The organism is Rhodococcus sp. SORGH_AS_0303, assembly GCF_030819335.1.
Lineage (GTDB): Bacteria > Actinomycetota > Actinomycetes > Mycobacteriales > Mycobacteriaceae > Rhodococcoides.
In genome coordinates this window covers 2,489,509-2,508,568 of the sequence record NZ_JAUTBO010000001.1, presented here as the reverse complement: position 1 = coordinate 2,508,568, position 19,060 = coordinate 2,489,509, and the positions used below count along the sequence as shown (strand labels likewise).

General features: G+C 70.3%; 15 protein-coding genes and 1 pseudogene. 9 read left to right on the top strand and 7 right to left on the bottom strand.

Going from position 1 to position 19,060, the window contains the following annotated elements:
- Positions 1–45 precede the first annotated feature (45 nt).
- Genes QE449_RS11855 through QE449_RS11835 form a run of 5 tightly spaced genes read left to right on the top strand, consistent with a single transcriptional unit; the run spans position 46 to position 6,958 of the window.
- A complete protein-coding gene (locus tag QE449_RS11855) occupies positions 46–1,518 on the top strand; it encodes an SDR family NAD(P)-dependent oxidoreductase (RefSeq protein WP_037185609.1) in 1,473 nt (490 codons plus the stop codon).
- Positions 1,519–1,575: 57 nt separating this feature from the next.
- Positions 1,576–3,072 carry a glutamate-cysteine ligase family protein gene (locus QE449_RS11850; protein WP_027505325.1) on the top strand — a complete coding sequence of 499 codons (1,497 nt, stop codon included), beginning with the start codon at positions 1,576–1,578 and terminating at the stop codon, positions 3,070–3,072.
- Positions 3,073–3,110: 38 nt separating this feature from the next.
- A complete protein-coding gene (locus tag QE449_RS11845; protein ID WP_222648994.1) occupies positions 3,111–4,412 on the top strand; it encodes a trans-acting enoyl reductase family protein in 1,302 nt (433 codons plus the stop codon).
- Positions 4,409–5,902: a CoA transferase gene (locus QE449_RS11840; RefSeq protein WP_307108860.1), complete on the top strand. Its 1,494-nt coding sequence runs from the start codon at positions 4,409–4,411 to the stop codon at positions 5,900–5,902. The genes QE449_RS11845 and QE449_RS11840 overlap by 4 nt, the downstream gene beginning before the upstream one ends.
- 12 nt (positions 5,903–5,914) lie before the next feature.
- Positions 5,915–6,958 carry a nucleoside hydrolase gene (locus QE449_RS11835; protein ID WP_307108859.1) on the top strand — a complete coding sequence of 348 codons (1,044 nt, stop codon included), beginning with the start codon at positions 5,915–5,917 and terminating at the stop codon, positions 6,956–6,958.
- A gap of 2 nt (positions 6,959–6,960) precedes the next feature.
- Here QE449_RS11835 and meaB read toward each other — a convergent pair whose 3' ends face one another.
- The 3 genes and pseudogenes from meaB to QE449_RS11820 all read right to left on the bottom strand — a co-directional run bounded on the left by meaB (position 6,961) and on the right by QE449_RS11820 (position 12,182).
- Positions 6,961–7,971, bottom strand: a complete 1,011-nt coding sequence (gene meaB / locus QE449_RS11830) for a methylmalonyl Co-A mutase-associated GTPase MeaB (RefSeq protein WP_027505321.1) — start codon at positions 7,969–7,971, stop codon at positions 6,961–6,963.
- A 2-nt stretch (positions 7,972–7,973) separates the two neighbouring features.
- Positions 7,974–10,233, bottom strand: a pseudogene (gene scpA / locus QE449_RS11825) (methylmalonyl-CoA mutase).
- Positions 10,234–10,250: 17 nt separating this feature from the next.
- On the bottom strand, positions 10,251–12,182 hold the full coding sequence (locus tag QE449_RS11820) for a methylmalonyl-CoA mutase family protein (RefSeq protein ID WP_307108858.1): 1,932 nt from the start codon (positions 12,180–12,182) through the stop codon (positions 10,251–10,253).
- 274 nt (positions 12,183–12,456) lie between these two features.
- Between QE449_RS11820 and QE449_RS11815 the strand changes: the two genes are divergently transcribed.
- The 3 genes from QE449_RS11815 (at position 12,457) to QE449_RS11805 (ending at position 14,371) form a co-directional block, all read left to right on the top strand.
- The gene (locus QE449_RS11815; RefSeq protein ID WP_307109714.1) at positions 12,457–13,101 is read left to right on the top strand and encodes a TVP38/TMEM64 family protein; all 645 of its coding nucleotides are present in this window, start codon (positions 12,457–12,459) and stop codon (positions 13,099–13,101) included.
- A 95-nt stretch (positions 13,102–13,196) separates the two neighbouring features.
- Positions 13,197–13,793 carry a hypothetical protein gene (locus tag QE449_RS11810; protein ID WP_027505318.1) on the top strand — a complete coding sequence of 199 codons (597 nt, stop codon included), beginning with the start codon at positions 13,197–13,199 and terminating at the stop codon, positions 13,791–13,793.
- Complete coding sequence (locus tag QE449_RS11805; RefSeq protein ID WP_307108857.1) at positions 13,793–14,371, top strand: hypothetical protein; 579 nt, start codon at positions 13,793–13,795, stop codon at positions 14,369–14,371. Before QE449_RS11810 ends, QE449_RS11805 begins: the two co-directional genes overlap by 1 nt.
- Positions 14,372–14,374: 3 nt before the next feature.
- Here QE449_RS11805 and QE449_RS11800 read toward each other — a convergent pair whose 3' ends face one another.
- The 3 genes from QE449_RS11800 to QE449_RS11790 all read right to left on the bottom strand — a co-directional run bounded on the left by QE449_RS11800 (position 14,375) and on the right by QE449_RS11790 (position 16,948).
- Positions 14,375–15,604: an SPFH domain-containing protein gene (locus QE449_RS11800; protein ID WP_051613228.1), complete on the bottom strand. Its 1,230-nt coding sequence runs from the start codon at positions 15,602–15,604 to the stop codon at positions 14,375–14,377.
- Positions 15,605–16,036, bottom strand: coding sequence for an NfeD family protein (locus QE449_RS11795; RefSeq protein ID WP_027505316.1), 432 nt, complete (start codon positions 16,034–16,036; stop codon positions 15,605–15,607). It abuts the gene before it with no gap.
- A 63-nt stretch (positions 16,037–16,099) separates the two neighbouring features.
- Positions 16,100–16,948, bottom strand: coding sequence for a DUF3097 domain-containing protein (locus tag QE449_RS11790; protein ID WP_056444639.1), 849 nt, complete (start codon positions 16,946–16,948; stop codon positions 16,100–16,102).
- A 133-nt stretch (positions 16,949–17,081) separates the two neighbouring features.
- Here QE449_RS11790 and QE449_RS11785 point away from each other — a divergent pair, with 133 nt between their 5' ends.
- Positions 17,082–17,903, top strand: coding sequence for a hypothetical protein (locus tag QE449_RS11785; RefSeq protein ID WP_307108856.1), 822 nt, complete (start codon positions 17,082–17,084; stop codon positions 17,901–17,903).
- Positions 17,904–18,007: 104 nt separating this feature from the next.
- Here the strand turns inward: QE449_RS11785 and QE449_RS11780 are convergent, their stop codons facing one another.
- Entirely contained in the window at positions 18,008–19,060 is a 1,053-nt protein-coding gene (locus QE449_RS11780) for a ferrochelatase (protein WP_307108855.1), read from the bottom strand.

Below are 19,060 nucleotides of genomic sequence, written 5' to 3'. Positions count from 1 at the left end.
ACGGAATCGGGGCTTTCGTCATGACACGGGAGCGTGGAGGCGGCGATGACGGAGCACAGCGTGACGGGCATCGACCCCGACGAACTCGCCGCGTGCCTGCGGGTGCTCGACCGCGCGGCGGCCCTGGACGACGATCACCCCGACGCCGTGACCGTGCAGCGTGCCACGGCCGGCATGTTCAAGGCCGCGAAGAAGCGTCGCCGCCTGGAGTCGCGCGCCCGCGTCGCCGACGCCGACCGCGCCGTCGTCGCCGCCACGGCGACCGGATCACCCGACCGCATCGACGACGAGACCGCCGGGCTGGCGCTGACGTCGGCCACCACCACCGAGACCGCGGGCACACTGCAGCGTGCGCGTCCCTGCTACATCTGCAAGCAGCGGTACACGACGGTGGACGCGTTCTATCACCAGCTCTGCCCCGAGTGCGCCGCCCTGAACCACGCGAAGCGGGACGCCCGGACCGATCTCACCGGCCGCCGCGCCGTGCTCACCGGCGGGCGCGCGAAGATCGGCATGTACATCGCGTTGCGCCTGCTGCGCGACGGTGCTCACCTGACCATCACGACGCGCTTCCCCGCGGACGCGGTGCGCCGGTTCTCCTCGATGTCCGACAGCCACGACTGGATGCATCGGCTGTCCGTCGTCGGCATCGACCTGCGTGATCCCGCGCAGGTGGTCGCGTTCGCGGACTCCGTCGCGGCGGAGGGCCCGCTCGACATCCTGATCAACAACGCCGCTCAGACCGTCAAGCGGTCCGCCGGCTCGTACACCGCCCTCGAGGACGGTGAGCACGGCGTCGATCTGGCAGCGCTCGGGGTGCGCACGTTCGGCGCGACGAGCGATGCCCACCCGGCAGCGCTGGTGGGGGCGTTCGGCGAGACCGACGGCGACACCGTCGCTCTCGACACCGCCGTCATGGCGAACATGGGGCCGTCGCAGGTGACGTCCATGGCCCTCGTCGCCGGTTCGGCGTCCCTGCAGCGCATGGCTGCCGGAACGGCGATCGACGCGGGTGGGCTGGTACCCGACGAGGCGCCGACCAACAGCTGGGTGCACACCGTCGACCAGGTGGATCCCGTCGAGCTGCTCGAGGTGCAGCTGTGCAACTCGGTGGCGCCGTTCATCCTCGTCTCGCGCCTGCGCGCCGCCCTGGCGGCGTCGCCGCATCGCCGGTCCTACGTCGTCAACGTCTCCGCGATGGAGGGCCAGTTCGGCCGCGGCTACAAGGGACCGGGGCATCCGCACACCAACATGGCCAAGGCCGCACTGAACATGCTGACGCGCACCAGTGCGAACGAGATGCTCGACGACGGCATCTCGATGAGCGCGGTGGACACCGGCTGGATCACCGACGAACGCCCGCACCCGACTAAGATCCGCCTCGCCGACGAGGGCTTCCACGCGCCCCTGGATCTGGTGGACGGCGCGGCTCGTGTCTACGACCCCATCGTCCAGGGTGAGCTCGGTGTCGATCTGCACGGGAAGTTCCTCAAGGACTACGCGGCCTCGCCCTGGTGACACCGCCGAACCCCCGTGTCGTGCGCCTGGCGGCCGCCCACGTGGTGCAATGTCGTGATGGGCGACGAGGTCGAGCAGCGCACGTTCAGCCGTAAGGACCGGCAGATGTTCCGGCACAAGGTGCAGGAGTGTCTGGACGCCCTGGCGGCGATGTTGGCGGACGACACCTTCCGGGTGGACGAGCCACGCCTGGGCATGGAGATCGAGCTCAACCTGGTGGACGAGTCGATGCAGCCGGCCATGGCCAACGCGGCCGTGCTCGAGGCGATCGCCGATCCGGACTTCCAGACCGAGCTGGGCCAGTTCAACATCGAGATCAACGTGGCCCCGGAACCGCTGGCGGGCGACCGGATGCGCATCCTGGAGAACGGATTACGCACCTCCCTGGACACCGCGGACGCCCGTGCTCGTGAGCAGGGATGCGCCCTGGCGATGATCGGGATGCTGCCCACGCTGGGCAAGGATCACTTCGCCCACCAGTGGTTGTCCAGCAATCCGCGATACGACCTGCTCAACCAACAGATCTTCGCGGCGCGCGGCGAGGACATCGAACTGTCGATCACCGGGGTCCCTCTGCCCGGCAGCCACGACATCGAGTCGTTGAACGAGATCTCCGACACGATCCTCCCCGAGGCCGCGTGCACCTCCGTGCAACTACACCTGCAGGTCTCGCCGACGGAGTTCCCCGCGCACTGGAACGCCGCGCAGGCGCTGGCGGGAGTGCAGGTGGCACTGGCCGCCAACTCCCCCTTCCTCGCCGGCAAGGCACTGTGGCACGAGACCCGGATCCCCCTGTTCGAACAGGCGACGGACACGCGCCCACAGGAACTCAAGAACCAGGGAGTACGACCCCGCGTGTGGTTCGGCGAGCGCTGGATCACGTCGATCTTCGATCTGTTCGAGGAGAACTCGCGGTATTTCCCCGCGCTGCTGCCGGTCGTGTCCGACGAGGATCCGATGGCCGAACTCGCGGCGGGCCGAGCGCCCGGCCTGACCGAGCTGAAGATGCACAACGGCACCGTCTACCGATGGAACCGTCCGATCTACGACACCTCGAACGGCGAGCAGCACATCCGTCTCGAGAACCGCGTTCTTCCCGCAGGGCCGACCGTGCTCGACGTCCTCGCCGACGCGGCGCTGTACTACGGCACCCTGCGGTCGCTCGTCGACGCGGACCGGCCGGTGTGGACGCAGATGTCGTTCGACGCCGCCGTGGAGAACCTGCACTCGGCGGCCCGCGGCGGGTTCGACTCGCGGCTCTACTGGCCGGAGGTCGGCTGGATCTCGCCGCAGGAGCTGGTCCTGCGCCGACTGCTGCCCATGGCCGAGGCGGGTCTCGCGTCGTACGGCGTGGACACCGAGGTGCGCGACCGCTACCTCCGGGTCATCGAGGGTCGATGCCTGCGCCGTCAGTCCGGATCGGTGTGGCAACGCAATGCCGTCGTCGCACGCGAGCGTGCCGGGGAGTCGCGCGAGCGCGCCGTGGCGGGCATGTTGTCCGACTACCTGCAGCTCATGCACGAGGGCGAGGCCGTCCACACGTGGTCGTGGTGAGTGGTGGTGGGTCACAGGAGCGCTTGTAGGCTCGGGTGATGGCCGAGACTTCCGCACCTGACCCATCCGAACTCGACACTGCGTCCGATCTCGACACGGCAGGGGATCGCGAGTTGGACGTCGTCGTCTACGGCGCCACCGGTTTCGTGGGCGCGCTCACCGCCGAGTACCTGGCGAATCATGCCCCGCAGGGCACGTCGATCGCTCTCGCGGGCCGGTCCCGATCCAAGCTGGAGTCGACCCGTCGCGGTCTGCCGTCCCGCGCCGCCGACTGGCCACTGCTCGTCGCGGACGCGGACGACGAGGCCGCGCTCACCGACATCGCTTCTCGCACACAGGTCGTCATCACCACGGTCGGGCCGTACGCGAAGTTCGGACGCACGCTCGCGCACGTCTGCGCGGCGCAGGGCACGGACTACGTCGACCTCACCGGCGAAGTGCTGTTCGCTCGTCTCAGTGCCGACCAGAACCACGATCTCGCACACTCCACCGGCGCTCGGATCGTGCACTCCTGCGGCTTCGACTCGGTGCCGTCCGACATCGGCGTGCACGCGCTCTACTCCAAGGTCCACGAGGACGGAGCAGGCGACCTGACCGACACCACCCTCGTCGTGACGTCGATGAGCGGCGGGGTCAGCGGCGGCACCATCGACTCGCTGCGCGGCCAGATCGACGAGATCACGAAGGACCGCGCCGCGGCGAAGATGGCGGCGAGCCCCTACTCGCTCAGCCCCGACCGCTCGATCGAGCCGGATCTGGGACGCCAGAGCGACACCCCCATCGTCAAGGGCGCCGACATCCACCCCGATCTCAAGGGGTGGAAGGCACCGTTCGTGATGTCCTCGTACAACACTCGGGTCGTGCGCCGCACGAACGCGCTGCTCGGATACCCGTACGGCAAGAACTTCCGCTACAGCGAGGTCATGAGCGTGGGCTCGTCGCCCGCCTCCCCGGTGATCGCCGGTGCCGTGCTCGCCGGGCTGGGCGCCTTCGTCGCGGGCATGGCCTTCAAACCCACCCGGTTCCTCCTCGACAAGATCCTGCCCAAGCCGGGCGACGGTCCCAGCGAGAAGACCCGGCAGAAGGGGCATTTCACGATCGACGTCTACACCACCACCAGCACCGGTGACCGGTACGTCTCGCGCGTGAAGGCGAAGGGCGATCCTGGCTACGCGGCCACCGCCATGATGCTGGGCGAATCGGCACTGGCGCTCGCGCTCGACCGTGACGCACTCCCCTCCGTCGGCGGCGGCGTGCTCACCCCGGCCTCCGGAATCGGTGACGCGCTGATCCACCGACTCCGCGGCGCCGGCATGGAGATCTCCGCGCGCAAGGTATGACCGACCTGCTGCACCGGTACCAGGCCGACCTGGGTCTCGCTCAGGCCGCCGACATCACCGTGCGACCCGTGTCCGAGGGCGTGTTGTCGTCGACCCTGCCGGTGGCCGCGCTGGCCGTCGGTGCGGTCGCTGCACTCGGTTCCGCGGTCGACCGGTTCCGCGTGGCCTCGGGGCTGACCGCGCCGTCACCGCGCGTGGTGGTCGGCGATCGGGTCGCGGCGTCGTTCGCGGGAGACAGACTGTTGCGCATCGACGGGCGGCCGGTCGCAGGGTTCGCCGCCCTGTCCGGCTTCTTCCGCACCGCGGACGGGTGGGTGCGCACCCACGCCAACTACCCGCACCACCGGGCGCGACTGCTCTCGCTACTCGAGCTCGCCGACGACGCCGACCACACCGCCGTCGCGGCGGCTCTGCTCCGCCACGAGGCTCTGGACGTGGAGGAGCGTGCAGCAGAACTTGGCGCGATCGTCGTGGCGGTGCGGACCCCGGACGAGTGGTTCGGCTCGGCGCCCGGCCGTTTCACGCGTTCCGGCCCCATCGTCTCGTCCACCGTGCGTCCCGACGGTCTGCCGTCGCTCCCCGAACCACCGACCGACCCGATGCGACCGCTGGTCGGGGTGCGCGTACTGGATCTCACGCGGGTCATCGCCGGCCCGGTCGCCACGCGCGATCTGGCCCTCCTCGGTGCATCGGTACTGCGGGTCGACTCCCCACTGCTGCCGGAGATCGAAGCCCAGCACCTCGACACCGGCGCCGGCAAGTACTCGACACTCCTGGACGTGCTCGTCGACGACGACGACGAGCGACTGACGGCGCTGATGTCGTCGGTGGACGTGGTGGTCGGCGGCTACCGGCCGGGCTCCTACATCGACGACCACCTCCGAGCGCACCGGCCGAGCGGAGCGATCATCGGGACGGTGAGTGCGTGGGGCGGCCGGGGGCCGTGGGCACGGCGGCGCGGATTCGACAGCCTGGTGCAGGCGGCGTCCGGCATCGCGAACATGTGCGGCGGGAAGGCCGGAGGCCGGTCGGATGACGGCGGGAAGGCCGGAGGCCGGTCGGATGACGGCGGGAAGGCCGGAGGCCGGTCGGATGACGGCGGGAAGGCCGGAGGCCGGTCGGATGACGGCGGGAAGGCCGGAGGCCGGTCGGATGACGGCGGGACGACCGGGGTTCCGGGGGCGCTGCCGGTGCAGGCGCTCGACCACGCGTCCGGCCACCTGCTGGCGGCGGGAATCGTCGACGCTCTGACCCAGCGCCTCGACGGTGGCATCGGTAGGACGGTGTCGGTCTCGTTGGCACGCACTGCCGCCTGGCTGCTCGATGCCGACGGCAGGGTCGACACTCCGGCCGACCCCGTGCTGCCGACGGACGAGCACACCGTCCTCCACGACGACGTGCGCACGGCCCGACCGGCGCTCGCGGAGTACGACGATCACCCCTTCCCGGCCCGCCCGTGGGGATGCGACGAGCCGCGCTTCCCGTCCTGACAGGATGGCGGCATGACCGACGTCGACTCCCCCGCCCGCACTCGACTCCTCGTCGACGTCGACACCGGAATCGACGATTCCCTCGCTCTGGTCTATCTGGCTGCGAGTCCGGAGGCCGAGATCGTGGCCGTGTGCTGCACGGCGGGTAACGTGCCCACCGCGCAGGTGACACGGAACACGCTGTCCTGGTTGGAGATCTGTGGTCTGACCGACGTGGAGGTGGCCGTCGGCGTCGACGCACCGCTGGTCGCCCCGCTGATGACGACGGAGGACACGCACGGTCCGCTGGGAGTGGGCTACGCGAATCTGCCGGCGCCCACCATGACCGTCTCCGATCGGACGGCGGCGCAGGCGTGGGTGGACCTGGCGCGCGAGAACCCGGGCGAGCTGGTCGGGCTGGTGACCGGTCCGATGACGAATCTGGCTCTGGCACTGCGGCTCGAGCCCGCACTGCCCCTGCTGCTGAAGCGTCTGGTGATCATGGGCGGCAGCATCGATCACCCGGGGAACACGACGCCCACCTCCGAATGGAACGTGGCGGTCGACCCGGAAGCCGCGAAAAAGGTGTTCGACGCATTCGACGCGGTGCCCTCGGGCCGGGAGCCGATCGTGTGCGCCCTGGGCCTGACGGAACGGATCGAGATGCACCCGTCTCACGTGGCACGTCTGGCAGAGATCGCCGGATCCGTTCCGGTGGAGCATCTCTCGATCGACGAGGTGGGAGCACGCTCGACGGCGTCCGTGCCCGTCGTGCGGTACCTGACCGACGCGGTGCGGTTCTACATGGAGTTCCACCACGCGCAGGGTGAGGGATACCTGGCGCACATGCACGACCCGTTCGCGGCGGCCGTCGCACTGCACCCGGAGATCGCCGAGTACGCCCTGGCCACCGTCGACGTCGAACTCGTCGGGACCCTCACGCGGGGAACGACGGTGGCCGACCGGCGCGGGTTCTGGGGACGTCGCCCCAATGCCGCGATCGCCGTGTCGACCGATCCGGACGCCTTCTTCGATCACCTGCTCGCGACGGTCGGGGCGTTCGCCGCCGGGCGCTGAGTTCAGCCGTCGAAGGCGGTCAGGATCTCCTGCGCACCCAGGGCCGCGGTGAGAGACCCGTCGGCCACGCGCCTCTCCACGTCGGCGCGGACGGCGGTCACCGCGGGACTCGACGACAGTCGGCGCATCAGCTGGTCCTGCACCATGGTCCACACCCACTGGACCTGCTGGTCGCGGCGGCGGGCGTCGAAGTCGCCTGCCGCGGTGAGGACGTCGCGATGGCGGCACACAGTGTCCCAGAACTCCGTGAGTCCGGTCTCCTCGATCGCGCTCATCGTCAGCACGGGCGGCGTCCACAGGGCGTCGTGCGGGTAGATCAGTCGGAGCGCTCCGGCAAGTTCGCGCGCGGCACCCTTGGCGTCGCGGAGATGGTTCCCGTCGGCCTTGTTGACGGCGACCACGTCAGCGAGTTCGAGGACACCCTTCTTGATGCCCTGCAGCTGATCTCCCGTGCGCGCGAGCGTCAGGAAGCAGAAGGTGTCCACCATGCCCGCGACCGTGATCTCGGACTGCCCGACCCCGACGGTCTCCACCAGCACGACGTCGTAGCCGGCCGCCTCGAGCAGTACGATCGTCTCGCGGGTCGCCTTCGCGACACCGCCGAGGGTTCCCGACGTCGGGGACGGCCGGATGTACGCCTCGGGCGCGACCGTGAGCCGTGCCATCCGCGTCTTGTCCCCGAGGATGGAGCCCCCGGTACGGGTCGACGACGGATCCACCGCGAGAACCGCGACGCGGTGGCCCTTCTCGATGAGCGTCATGCCCAGCGCGTCGATGAACGTCGACTTGCCGACTCCCGGTACGCCCGTGATGCCCACCCGATGTGACCCCCCGGCGTGCGGAAGGAGCTCGAGCAGCATCTGTTGGGCGAGGTCGCGATGGTCGTCGCGGGTGGACTCGACGAGGGTGATGGCACGCGCCAGCCCGGCACGCTCACCGGCCCGCACCGAGGCCACGAGCGCGTCGAGATCGATCGCCGGACGCGTGGGACGTGCTGCGGTCGCGTCGGACATGCTCAGGCGTTCGCTCCTGCGTCCGAGACGGCCGCGCCGTGCCCCAGGCTCTCCGCGAGCTGGCCGATGAGATCGACCGCGGCGTCGGCGATCACCGTGCCTGGCGGGAAGATCGCGGCCGCCCCGGCCTCACGCAGCGCGTCGAAGTCGCCCGGCGGGATGACGCCGCCGACCACGACCATGATGTCGGACCGGCCGACGGCGGCGAGTGCTTCCCGCAGCGCCGGAACCAGCGTCAGGTGACCGGCGGCGAGCGACGACACCCCGATGACGTGGACGTCGTTGTCGGCGGCCTGGTTCGCCACCTCCTCGGGGGTCTGGAACAGGGGGCCGACATCGACATCGAAGCCGATGTCGGCGAACGCCGTCGCGATGACCTTCTGCCCGCGATCGTGTCCGTCCTGCCCCATCTTCGCCACCAGGATGCGGGGTCGGCGGCCCTCCGCCTTCGCGAACGCCGTCGCCAGCTCGCCTGCATGCACCATGTTCGTGGCCTTCCCCGCCTCGTCCCGGTAGACACCGCTGATCGTGCGGATCTCGGCGCGGTGCCGTCCGTAGACCTTCTCGAGGGCGTCGGAGATCTCGCCCACCGTCGCCATGGCCCGCGCCGCGTCGACGGCGAGGGCGAGCAGGTTGTTCTCCATCCCGCCGTCGGTGGACGCGGCCGCCGCGGTGAGGGCGGACAGCGCCGCCTCGACGCGGCCGGGGTCGCGCTCCTCGCGCAGCCGCTCCAGCTTCTCGATCTGCTCGGTGCGCACCCGCGAGTTCTCGACCTTGAGCACCTCGATGGCGTCGGGCTCGTCGGGAACGTACTTGTTGACACCCACCAGCGGCTGCCGACCGGAGTCGATGCGCGCCTGCGTCCGCGCCGCCGCCTCCTCGATGCGGAGCTTCGGGATGCCCTCGCCGATGGCCTTGGCCATTCCGCCGGCCTCCTCGACCTCGGCGATGTGCGCGCGGGCCCGATCGGCGAGCTGGTGGGTCAGCCACTCCACGTAGTACGAGCCGCCCCACGGATCGATGGGCCGCGTCGTGCCGGACTCCTGCTGCAGCAGCAGCTGGGTGTTGCGGGCGATCCGGGCGGAGAAGTCGGTGGGCAGCGGCGAGCGCTTCGTCGAGCGCGTTGGTGTGCAGTGACTGCGTGTGTCCCTGCGTCGCGGCCATCGCCTCGATACACGTGCGGGAGACGTTGTTGAAGACGTCCTGCGCCGTCAGCGACCACCCGGACGTCTGCGAATGTGTGCGCAGCGACAGCGATTTCGCGCTGGACGGATCGAACTTCTGCACCAGCTCCGCCCACAGCAACCGGCCCGCGCGCAGCTTGGCGACCTCCATGAAGAAGTTCATGCCGATGGCCCAGAAGAAGGACAGCCGCGGGGCGAACGTGTCGATGTCCATGCCCGCGGCCAGCCCGGCGCGGATGTACTCCACCCCGTCGGCGAGGGTGTACGCGAGCTCCAGATCGGCCGTCGCGCCGGCTTCCTGGATGTGATAGCCGGAGATGGAGATCGAGTTGAACTTCGGCATGTGCGTCGAGGTGTACGCGAAGATGTCGGAGATGATCCGCATCGACGGCTCGGGCGGATAGATGTAGGTGTTGCGCACCATGAACTCTTTGAGGATGTCGTTCTGGATGGTGCCGGCGAGCTTCTCCGGTCCGACGCCCTGCTCCTCCGCCGCGACGACGTACAGCGCCAGGATCGGCAGCACGGCGCCGTTCATGGTCATCGACACCGACACCGACCCCAGGTCGATCCCGTCGAAGAGTTGGCGCATGTCGTAGATCGAGTCGATCGCGACACCCGCCATGCCGACATCGCCCTGCACGCGCGGGTGGTCACTGTCGTAGCCGCGGTGCGTCGCGAGGTCGAACGCGACCGACAGCCCCTTCTGACCGGCAGCGAGGTTGCGACGGTAGAACGCGTTGGACTCCGACGCCGTCGAGAATCCGGCGTACTGACGAATCGTCCACGGCTGGTTGACGTACATCGTCGGGTACGGACCGCGCAGGAACGGAGCCGTGCCCGGGTAGGAGTCGAGCGGGTACCCGGCCTCGGCCGCCTCCGCCCGGTCGGCGCCGGTGTACAGGGGTCGGACGTCGATGCCCTCGGGGGTGGACCACACCACCTGCTCGGGCGAGTAGCCGTGGGCCGCCGCGGCCGCCTCGACGTGGGCGCGCGCATCATCGGCCGCCGGCGCTTCCGCGTCCGCGCCGCGGGGGTCGACGAGCGGAACGTCCGCGAAACTGCCCACGGGGCCCATGTCACCAGCGTCGTCGGTCATGCGGTGTGTCCTTCCGTACGAGCCTCGCCGGTGAGTGCATCGAGAAGAGCACTCAGTTCGGCGACGGCATCGATGGTGAGCGTGAGATGTCCGTCCGGGGTCTGTTCCGGCGACGCGTCCGCGAAGGCCGAGGCACCGCCGGCGACGAGCACCGTCCGCACCCCCGCCGACCGCAGAGCGGCGACGGCGTCCGGTCCCTCGGCGGCGTACCGCTTGTCGGTGCCGCACAGCACGGCGATCGGCGAGGCGGTCTCCCGTGCCACCGCGGCGAGATCGGCTCCCGCACCGGGGTTCACCGCCTCGATCCCGCCCGACGCCATGAGGTTCGCCGCGAACGTGGTGCGTCCGTTGTGTTCCGCGACGCTGCCCAACGGCGCCAGCAGCACCACCGGGCGACTGCCCTTGTCCGCCAGCACCGCGTCGCTGCGATCACGCAGCGCCTCGAACTCGGCGGCGTACCGCGTCGCGGGACGTCCGGCGACGGTGCCGTTCCCCGAGGCCGCGGGCGACGGCTCCTGCAGGTTCGGGAACTCGTTGACACCGGTGACCGCGGTGCGGCGGTGGGCGATGTCGCTCGCACGGGCAGCTCGGGTCTCCTCGACCCGGCGCGCGATCTCACCGGACTCCAGGGCGGCGCGGTAACCGCCGGCGGCCTCGACCGCCTGCAGGACCGACCACGCCGAGTCCGCGAGCGCGTCGGTGAGCGACTCGACGTACCAGGAACCACCGGCCGGATCGACCACCCGACCCAGGTGGGACTCCTCGAGCAGGAGCAGCTGGGTGTTGCGCGCGATCCGTGCGGCGAAGGTCTGCGAGACGTCCGCGGCGCCGCCGGGAATCGCGGCGTCGAACGGCAGGACGGTCACCGCGTCGGCCCCGCCCACACCGGCGCCGAACGCGGCCAGCGTCGTGCGCAGCATGTTCACCCAGGGATCGCGCTGCGTCATCATCGCCGCCGAGGTGACGGCGTGCTGTGGGGCCCCGCCGTGCTCCGGCACCCCGAGCACCTCGGCCACCCGGGCCCAGACCCGCCGGGCCGCACGGAACTTGGCGATGGTCTCGAACTGCTCGTCGGTGGCCGCGAGCCGGAACTCCACCTGTCCCAACGCCTCGGCAGTGGACAGTCCCGCCGCCGTGAGCGCGCGCAGATACTCGAGTCCGGCCGCGGCGGTCAGGCCGACCTCCTGCGCGTCTGCCGACCCGGCAGCGTGGAACACGGTGCCGTCCAACGTGATCGCGCGCACCCGCTCGGTGCGCGCCACTGCCCGCCCCGCGAGATCGATCGCGTCCTGCTCGCTCGCACCCGGGAGGTCGGCGAATCGATCGGTCAGCGGCGACGCCCCCAATCGGACGTCGGCGGCGGCGCCGCGCTCGTCCAGGAGCGCGAACAACGCGTCGGCCACCGCTGTGATGTCCGCACCCGCGTCCAGCGTCAGGGGCGCGAGGTCGAGCAGGACCCCGTCGAGTGCGCGGGCCAGGCCCTCGGCACCCACGGACGCCGTGTCGAGCCACAGGGCGCTCGTGCCGTTCTGCAGCGCGTCGAGGAGCTGGTCGTTGAGCGTCGCCGCGTCCGAGTCCGCACCGGCGGGACGGCCGAACCGACCGGCGACCAGCCACCCGACGTTGACGTCGCGATGCGCGTCCGTGCCGCGCGTGAAGGGGAAGGTGCCGGGCAGCGGAGCCTCGGCAGTCTCGTCCAGCGGCCCGTACAGGGGCCGCACCGTGACCCCGTCGTACGTGGTCACCTCGAGCAGCGTCTCCGGATGCTCGGGGAGCTCCGAGACGTCCACCCGACGAGCCTTGGCCAGCACCCCGGCCACGCCGCGGCGCCAGGTCGCGAAACCCTCCTCGGCGCTGCTCACCGGTACGGCCGCGCCGACGTCCTCGGCAGCGACGGAATCCGGTGTCCCGGTGTGTGACGTGGCCATGTGTCCCTTTCGCGCCTGCGGATGCTGTGATGTTAACCGCACTCCGGGCACGCTATCCCGAGTCCCATCACAGTGGCCTGAGACAAACTTCACACTAGTAGGGCGTCCGAGCATCGGTCCTCCTAGTGACCGTTCCGACCGCGTCGACGAGCACCGCTCGCATCGCTCTTCGGTAGCGTGAGCAGACGTGACGACCCCCGACATCGACCCGCACGACACAGTGCCGTCGGAGGAGTCGATCGTCGTCGGAGGCCGCCGCGCGCTCGTGCTGCGCGTGGCCGCGACCGTCACCGTGCTCGCCGCCCTGATCGTCGTGGCACTGCTCGTACCCCTCCCCACCATCGACCGCGTGCGGGAGTGGGCCGTCGCCGTCGGGCCGGCCTTCCCCCTCGTCTTCTTCGCGGCGCACGCGATCATCACGGTGGCGCCGATCCCCCGCACCCTGTTCACGGTGTCGGCGGGTGTGCTGTTCGGACCCGTGACGGGGGTCGGTGTGGCGGTCGCAGCGACGACCGTGAGTGCAGTGCTCGCGTTCCTGCTGGTCCGAGCACTCGGCCGCGACGTGGTGACCGCACGCTGGGACCATCCGGTGATCCGGGCCGTCGATTCCCGTCTCGCGCGACGGGGATGGTTGGCGGTGGGGAGTCTTCGACTCATCGCGCCGGTGCCGTTCTCGGTGGTCAATTACTCCGCCGGCCTGTCTTCGGTGGCCGTGGTGCCGTTCGCGCTGGCGACGGTGGTCGGGGTGATCCCGGGAACGGTCGGCATCGTGTTGCTCGGCGACGCTCTGGCCGGTCACGGCGATCCGGTCCTGCTCGCGATCTCGGGGGTCTGCATTGCCGTGGGCGTCGTGGGACTGATCCTGGACGCGCGGATGCCGGTGGCCGGCGAATCGATGAGGTCAAGGTCACGGGCTTGATGTGGCCGGATCAAGGTCGACGATGAACTCTGTGCGTCGCAACGCATCAAGACTCGAGGCTTGATTCCGGCTGATCAAGCTTCTAGGGTTGATCGATGTTCGTTCTGACCGTGGACCAACGCGGAAGTCGACGCGACATCGATCGCGTCGCCGACATCCTCGACCGAGCCACCGACCTGGTGCGCCCGTTCGAACGCACGGCCGGCGACGAGGTCCAGGGTGTGGCGGACGACGCGTCTGTGGCACTCGACCTCGCCCTCGACTTCCTCGAGGACGGGCACTGGAGCGTCGGGATCGGGGTGGGGGCCGTGGAGGATCCGTTGCCACGCTCCACCAGAGCGGGTCGGGGCCCGGCGTTCGAAGCCGCGCGGGACGCCGTCGACAGCGCCAAGAACGCCGTCGCCCACATCGCGGTCCGCGGCGGTGACGCCGAGTCCGCCGGCGATGCCGACGCCGTGGTGGCACTGCTGGCACTGCTCCTGGTCCGGCGCACCGAGCAGGGCCGCGCCGCGGTCGACAGTGTCCGCAGGCTCGGATCGCAGACCGCCGTCGCCGAGGAACTGTCCATCACACCGCAGGCAGTGTCCCAACGACTGGCCGTCGCGGGGTGGCAGGCCGAGCGTGCAGCACGACCGGTCGTGGCGCGGATGCTCGCGCTCGCCGATCTGCGCGCACGCGGAACGGACGCCTGATGGCGACCACCCTCGCGCTGCTCGCACTCGCGCTCTCCGCCGGAGCAGCACTGCTTCCCGCCCGACCGGTGCCGACGATCCCACCGACGGCTGCGCCGGGACGCCGCGTCCGGTGGCTGCCGCCGCTGCGCTGGTGGATTCCGGCACTCCTGTCCGCCGGGATGCTCGCACTGGCGGGTCTCGCCGCCGCGATCGCCGGCGCACCGGTCACCGGGCCACCACTCGTCGTCGCGATGGTCCTGGTCGTCGCGGTCGCCGTCACCGGCGGCACCGTCGTCGTTCCCGCGGTCTTCCATCTCGCGCGCCGACGGCCCGAGCCCGGAGACGGCGATGCCGACGACGAGCGCCCCGTCCTGCGTGGGGGGCTCGTCATCGGCACACTCGAACGCATCGCCGTCGTGGTCGCGGTGCTCACGGGGTGGCCCGAGGGCATCGCCGTGGTGCTCGCGGTGAAGGGACTCGCACGCTACCCCGAACTCCGCGACCCGCGGGCGTCCGAGTACTTCATCATCGGAACCTTCACCAGCGTGCTCTGGGCACTCGCCGCGGGCGGCGTCGGCGCGGGCCTGGCTGCCTGATCGTCAGCGGTCCAGTTCGCGCGGTGCGTCGTCGCCCGACCCGGACCCGTCCGGTGTGGAGGCCTCGACGGCCTTCGCGGGCTCCGGAGCAGAGTCCCGCGCCGGGTTGGGTGCGGCGGCCAACGACGTGTCGACAGGCTTGCGTGCCACGGCCTCGGCGTCGGCGACCGCCCGAGCGATGGCCGGGTCCGTCTTCGTGTCGAACCAGTCGGCCACCTCCGCGGAGTCGTCCTCCGGCTTGGAGTGCGTCTCGCCCTGGTCGCTGGGCTCGAAGCGGAACACGCCGTCGTCGCCCGGTGCACCGAGATTCTTGGCGAAGCCCTTCAGGGCATCACCGAAGTCGGACGGCACCACCCACATCTTGTTGGCATCACCCTGCGCCATCTTCGGCAGCGTCTGCAGGTACTGGTAGGCGAGCAACTCGGGCGTCGGCTTGCCGGCCTTGATCGCCTCGAACACCTTCTCGATGGCCTTCGCCTCACCCTGTGCGTTGAGGTACTTGGCCGCCCGCTCACCCTGCGCACGGAGGATGCGGGACTGACGCTCACCCTCGGCGGAGAGAATGGCGGCCTGCTTGGCGCCCTCCGCGGACAGGATCTGCGACTGCTTGTCACCCTCGGCCGTCTTGATGGACGACTCACGGTGTCCCTCGGCCGTGAGGATGGTGGCACGCTTCTCGCGGTCCGCCTTCATCTGCTTCTCCATCGACTCCTGGATGGAGGGCGGCGGATCGATGCTCTTGAGCTCCACTCGGGCGACACGCAGGCCCCATCGCCCGGTGGCCTCGTCCAACACTCCGCGGAGCTGGCCGTTGATGGAGTCACGCGAGGTGAGCGTCTCCTCCAGGGTCATACCGCCGACCACGTTGCGAAGCGTCGTCGTGGTGAGCTGCTCGACACCGACGATGTAGTTGCTGATCTCGTAGACCGCGGCCTGCGGGGTGGTGACCTGGAAGTACACGACGGTGTCGATGGACACCGTCAGGTTGTCCTGTGTGATCACCGGCTGCGGCGGGAAGGACACGACGCGCTCACGCAGGTCGACCTTCGCTCGGACACGGTCGACGAACGGCACGAGGAACGTGAGCTGCCCGGAGACCGTCTTGGAGTATCGGCCCAGACGCTCGATCACCGCGGCCTCGGCCTGCGGCACGAGCGTCACCGACTTCGCCACCACCACGGCGACGAACAGCACCACCACGGCAAGGGCGATCAAGGCGGCATAGTCACCCATCTAGGGTCCTTTCCACACGACGGCCGTGGCGCCGTCGATCTTCATCACGGTCACGGTCGTTCCGGCCGCGTACACCTCGGTGGGATCGAGCGGACGAGCCGTCCACACGTCACCGTCCAGCCGCACCGTGCCGGAGTGCTGATCGATGGCATCGAGCACCTGCGCGGATCGCCCGGTGAGCGCGGCGATCCCGGTGGGGGTCGGCGGGGGCGTCGAGAACCGGCGGGTCAGCACCGGCCGGACACCCAGGATGAGGGCTCCGGACAGGATCGCGAACACGATCGCGTCGCCCCACACGGGGAAGTCGGTCAGCGCCGAGATGCCCGCGGTACCCAGGGCCCCGCCGGCCAGCATGAGAAGGAAGAAATCTCCGGACAGCGCTTCACCCGCAGCGAGAATCACCGCTCCGACGAGCCACAGAAGTGCAACCACGAACTCCACAGTAGCGACGAACGACGAGCCCGTGGGGTGCGCGCGACCGTCGTGGGGAGATCGTTACCGACCTGTCTCCCCGTTCTCGTCACCCAGGGTGACGAAGTCGACGAGGCGCTCCACCGCGCCGATGAGCGGCGCCTCGAGATCGCGAAAACTGGACACCGCACCGTAGACCCGGCGCCACCCGTCCTGCGGTGTGCCCCAACCCAACTCGCGGCAGATGCCGGTCTTCCAGTCGGTGCCGCGCGGGATCCGTGGCCATGCCTCGATGCCCACCGCGGCGGGCTTCACCGCCTCCCACACATCGATGTAGGGGTGTCCCGTGACCGTCACGTACGGGCCGAGCGACCGCGTCAGGCGGTCCTCCTTCGAGCCGTCGACGAGGTGGTCGACGAGAACCCCCACCCTGCGTCCCGGCCCGGGTCCGAACTCCTGCAACCGCTCTGCCAGGTTGTCCAGTCCCTCGAGATGCTCGACGACCACACCCTCGACCCGCAGGTCGTGGCCCCAGACCCGTTCGACGATGGCGGCGTCGTGAATGCCCTCCACCCAGATACGGCTGGGCAGAGCCACTTTCGCTCGTACGTTCTCCACCCGCGTCGACCCGGAGGCCGAGCGGGTCGGAGCGACGGCACGGGTCGGCGCCGGACGCGTCAGCGTCACCGGGCTTCCGTCGACGAGGAAGGCGGCCTCGCGCATCGCGAAGAGCCTCCGTACGCCTCGGCCGTCCTCGAGCCGGACGAAGTCACCGTCGTACGTGCGCTCGAAACCCACCACGGCGCCGCAGAATCCGGTCGCCGCGTCCTCGACCACCACGTCCCGTTCGGCCGCCATCGTCGGGACCACGCGTCGCGCTCGCCTCGCGTGCCCGGCGAAGATGTCGCCGCCGTACCGGTTGTCCGCTGTCATCGTCTTCCCTCGCCCTCCGCGCTCACTCCCGGGACAGGACTGTCGGGTCACCGGGCCGTCCCACGGTATCGGCGCCGCGCACTCCCCGACCGCAGCCACGCCGGTCGCCTCCGACGCCGCCTATGATCGGACGGTGTCGTCCCCATCCTCGAGCCTCGCCATCTGGTGCGGCGCCTGGCTCGCCGGAGCCGCGCCGCCCGACGACGTGATCGATGCCCTCACCGAGTGGGCACCGTTGGCCCTCGTCGTCGCCGCCGATCCCGAGACAGCCGAGCGGCACGACCTCCCGTGGCCCACTCCTCGTGACATCGGCATCGCCCAGTTGCTCCGAGTCGTCCGCGCCGCGGCGCCCGTCGGCGACCGCGAGGTGACCGTCGACATGGTTCTTCCCGCCCCCGGTGACGTCGCCGGGCTGCCGACCGACTCCGCGTTCTCGGCCGCCGCCGTGCTCGTGGGCGAAGGCGTCGTCATCGGAGTGCCGGGTCAGCCGGGTGTCGGACTCGTCCCCACCGACGAGGGCCCCGACGTCATGCGGTGGACGGTGTTCACCGTCACCGTGCCGGTCACCTACCAGGAGCTGGCGCTCGGGGAGATCGAGTACTCGATGCGGGACACCGTCCGGAGTGCGGCCGAGGCCCTCACCGCGGTGCAGACGGTCGACACCGGCCGTTCCGGCGGCGACCCGCACACGATGATCGCCGAGCGCCTCGCCATCGCGAGCCGCCATCGCTACCCGCCGCTCCCCGAACGCACCACCCGAGTTCTCGACACGGCCGACCGGGTGGACGCCATCCTCGCGGCCGCGCAGACGTCGGCGCCCTCGGAGGCACCCAGCAGCAGCGGTGCCGAGGCCCGCGAGGCCGTGCTCCGACCGTTGCGTCGCGCCGTGCGCGCCGCGCGCCGTGCCGCCGTGCGCGCCGCCGTGGACGGGTACCTGTCGCACGATCGACGCTAGCGATACCCCCTCGCGCGAGTACGTCCGTAGTGTCGCGATCCATGCCCGGATCACGACACTTTCGGCGTACTCGCGGGTGGGTGGTTCCCGGGATGTTCGAGCTGTCAGGCCGGGCGGCGACGCACCGGGGGCTCGCAGCAGCCGGGATTGCACGGCGTTCCGTCGACGGTCGTCCCGAAGGCGGGCTCGGAACCCAGACGCAGCGGTGCGGTGCCCGCGGTGCGTTCCTCGACCAGCGTCCGCACGAGCCGGGCAAATCGGGGGTCCGCACCCGGCGTGCCTGCGCGCTCGAGAGCGATGCCGAGTTCCTGCGCCTTCTCGACCGCCTCGGTGTCCAGGTCCCACACCACCTCGAGGTGATCCGAGACGAACCCGACCGGGCAGATCACCACGGCGTCGACGCCCGTCTCCGCCAGGGCTTCGAGGTGATCGCAGATGTCGGGATCCAGCCACGGGATCTGCGGCGGTCCCGACCGGGACTGCCACACGACATCGAACTCGTCGACACCTGCTGCGGCGGCGCACAATCGGGACGCCTCGGTGACCTGACGGCTGTAGAGGTGGCCGCCCGCCGACGGCGGACCCGCGGCCTCGTCCGCCGAGACGGGCACCGAGTGCGCCGTGAAGACCACGCGAGCACCGGCCCGGCGATCCGCCGGAAGCCTGCCGATCGCCGCGCGGATCGCGTCGGCGAAGGCATCCACCATGAGCGGATGGTCGTAGTACTGCCGCAGTTTCGTGAGCTGCGGAGCGCCCTCCCCCACGGCGGCACGGGCGCGGGCGATGTCTTCGTGGTACTGCCGACAGCCCGAGTACCCGCCCCAGGCCGAGGTGGGGAACACCAGCGCGTTGCGCACGCCGTCGGCCTTCATCGCGGCGACGGTGTCCTCCGCCATGGGGTGCCAGTTGCGGTTGCCGAAGTACACCGGCAGATCGATGCCCGTGAGCGCGAACTCGGTCTCGACCGCGGCGATGATCTCGCGGTTGAGTCGGTTGATCGGCGAGACCCCACCGAAGTGGTGGTAGTGCTCGGCGACGGCATCGAGGCGCTCGGGCGGGATTCCGCGGCCACGGGTGACGTTCTCCAGGAACGGCCGCACCTCGTCCGGCCCCTCGGGCCCACCGAATGACAGCAGCAGAAGCGCGTCGTAGGTCAT

Bases quoted from the DNA above. Each gene is read 5' to 3' on its own strand.
- QE449_RS11855 (WP_037185609.1), top strand. From the start codon at position 46: ATGACGGAGCACAGCGTGACGGGCATCGACCCCGACGAACTCGCCGCG.
- QE449_RS11850 (WP_027505325.1), top strand. From the start codon at position 1,576: ATGGGCGACGAGGTCGAGCAGCGCACGTTCAGCCGTAAGGACCGGCAG.
- QE449_RS11845 (WP_222648994.1), top strand. From the start codon at position 3,111: ATGGCCGAGACTTCCGCACCTGACCCATCCGAACTCGACACTGCGTCC.
- QE449_RS11840 (WP_307108860.1), top strand. From the start codon at position 4,409: ATGACCGACCTGCTGCACCGGTACCAGGCCGACCTGGGTCTCGCTCAG.
- QE449_RS11835 (WP_307108859.1), top strand. From the start codon at position 5,915: ATGACCGACGTCGACTCCCCCGCCCGCACTCGACTCCTCGTCGACGTC.
- meaB (WP_027505321.1), bottom strand. From the start codon at position 7,971: ATGTCCGACGCGACCGCAGCACGTCCCACGCGTCCGGCGATCGATCTC.
- QE449_RS11820 (WP_307108858.1), bottom strand. From the start codon at position 12,182: ATGGCCACGTCACACACCGGGACACCGGATTCCGTCGCTGCCGAGGAC.
- QE449_RS11810 (WP_027505318.1), top strand. From the start codon at position 13,197: ATGTTCGTTCTGACCGTGGACCAACGCGGAAGTCGACGCGACATCGAT.
- QE449_RS11805 (WP_307108857.1), top strand. From the start codon at position 13,793: ATGGCGACCACCCTCGCGCTGCTCGCACTCGCGCTCTCCGCCGGAGCA.
- QE449_RS11800 (WP_051613228.1), bottom strand. From the start codon at position 15,604: ATGGGTGACTATGCCGCCTTGATCGCCCTTGCCGTGGTGGTGCTGTTC.
- QE449_RS11790 (WP_056444639.1), bottom strand. From the start codon at position 16,948: ATGACAGCGGACAACCGGTACGGCGGCGACATCTTCGCCGGGCACGCG.
- QE449_RS11780 (WP_307108855.1), bottom strand. From the start codon at position 19,060: ATGACCTACGACGCGCTTCTGCTGCTGTCATTCGGTGGGCCCGAGGGG.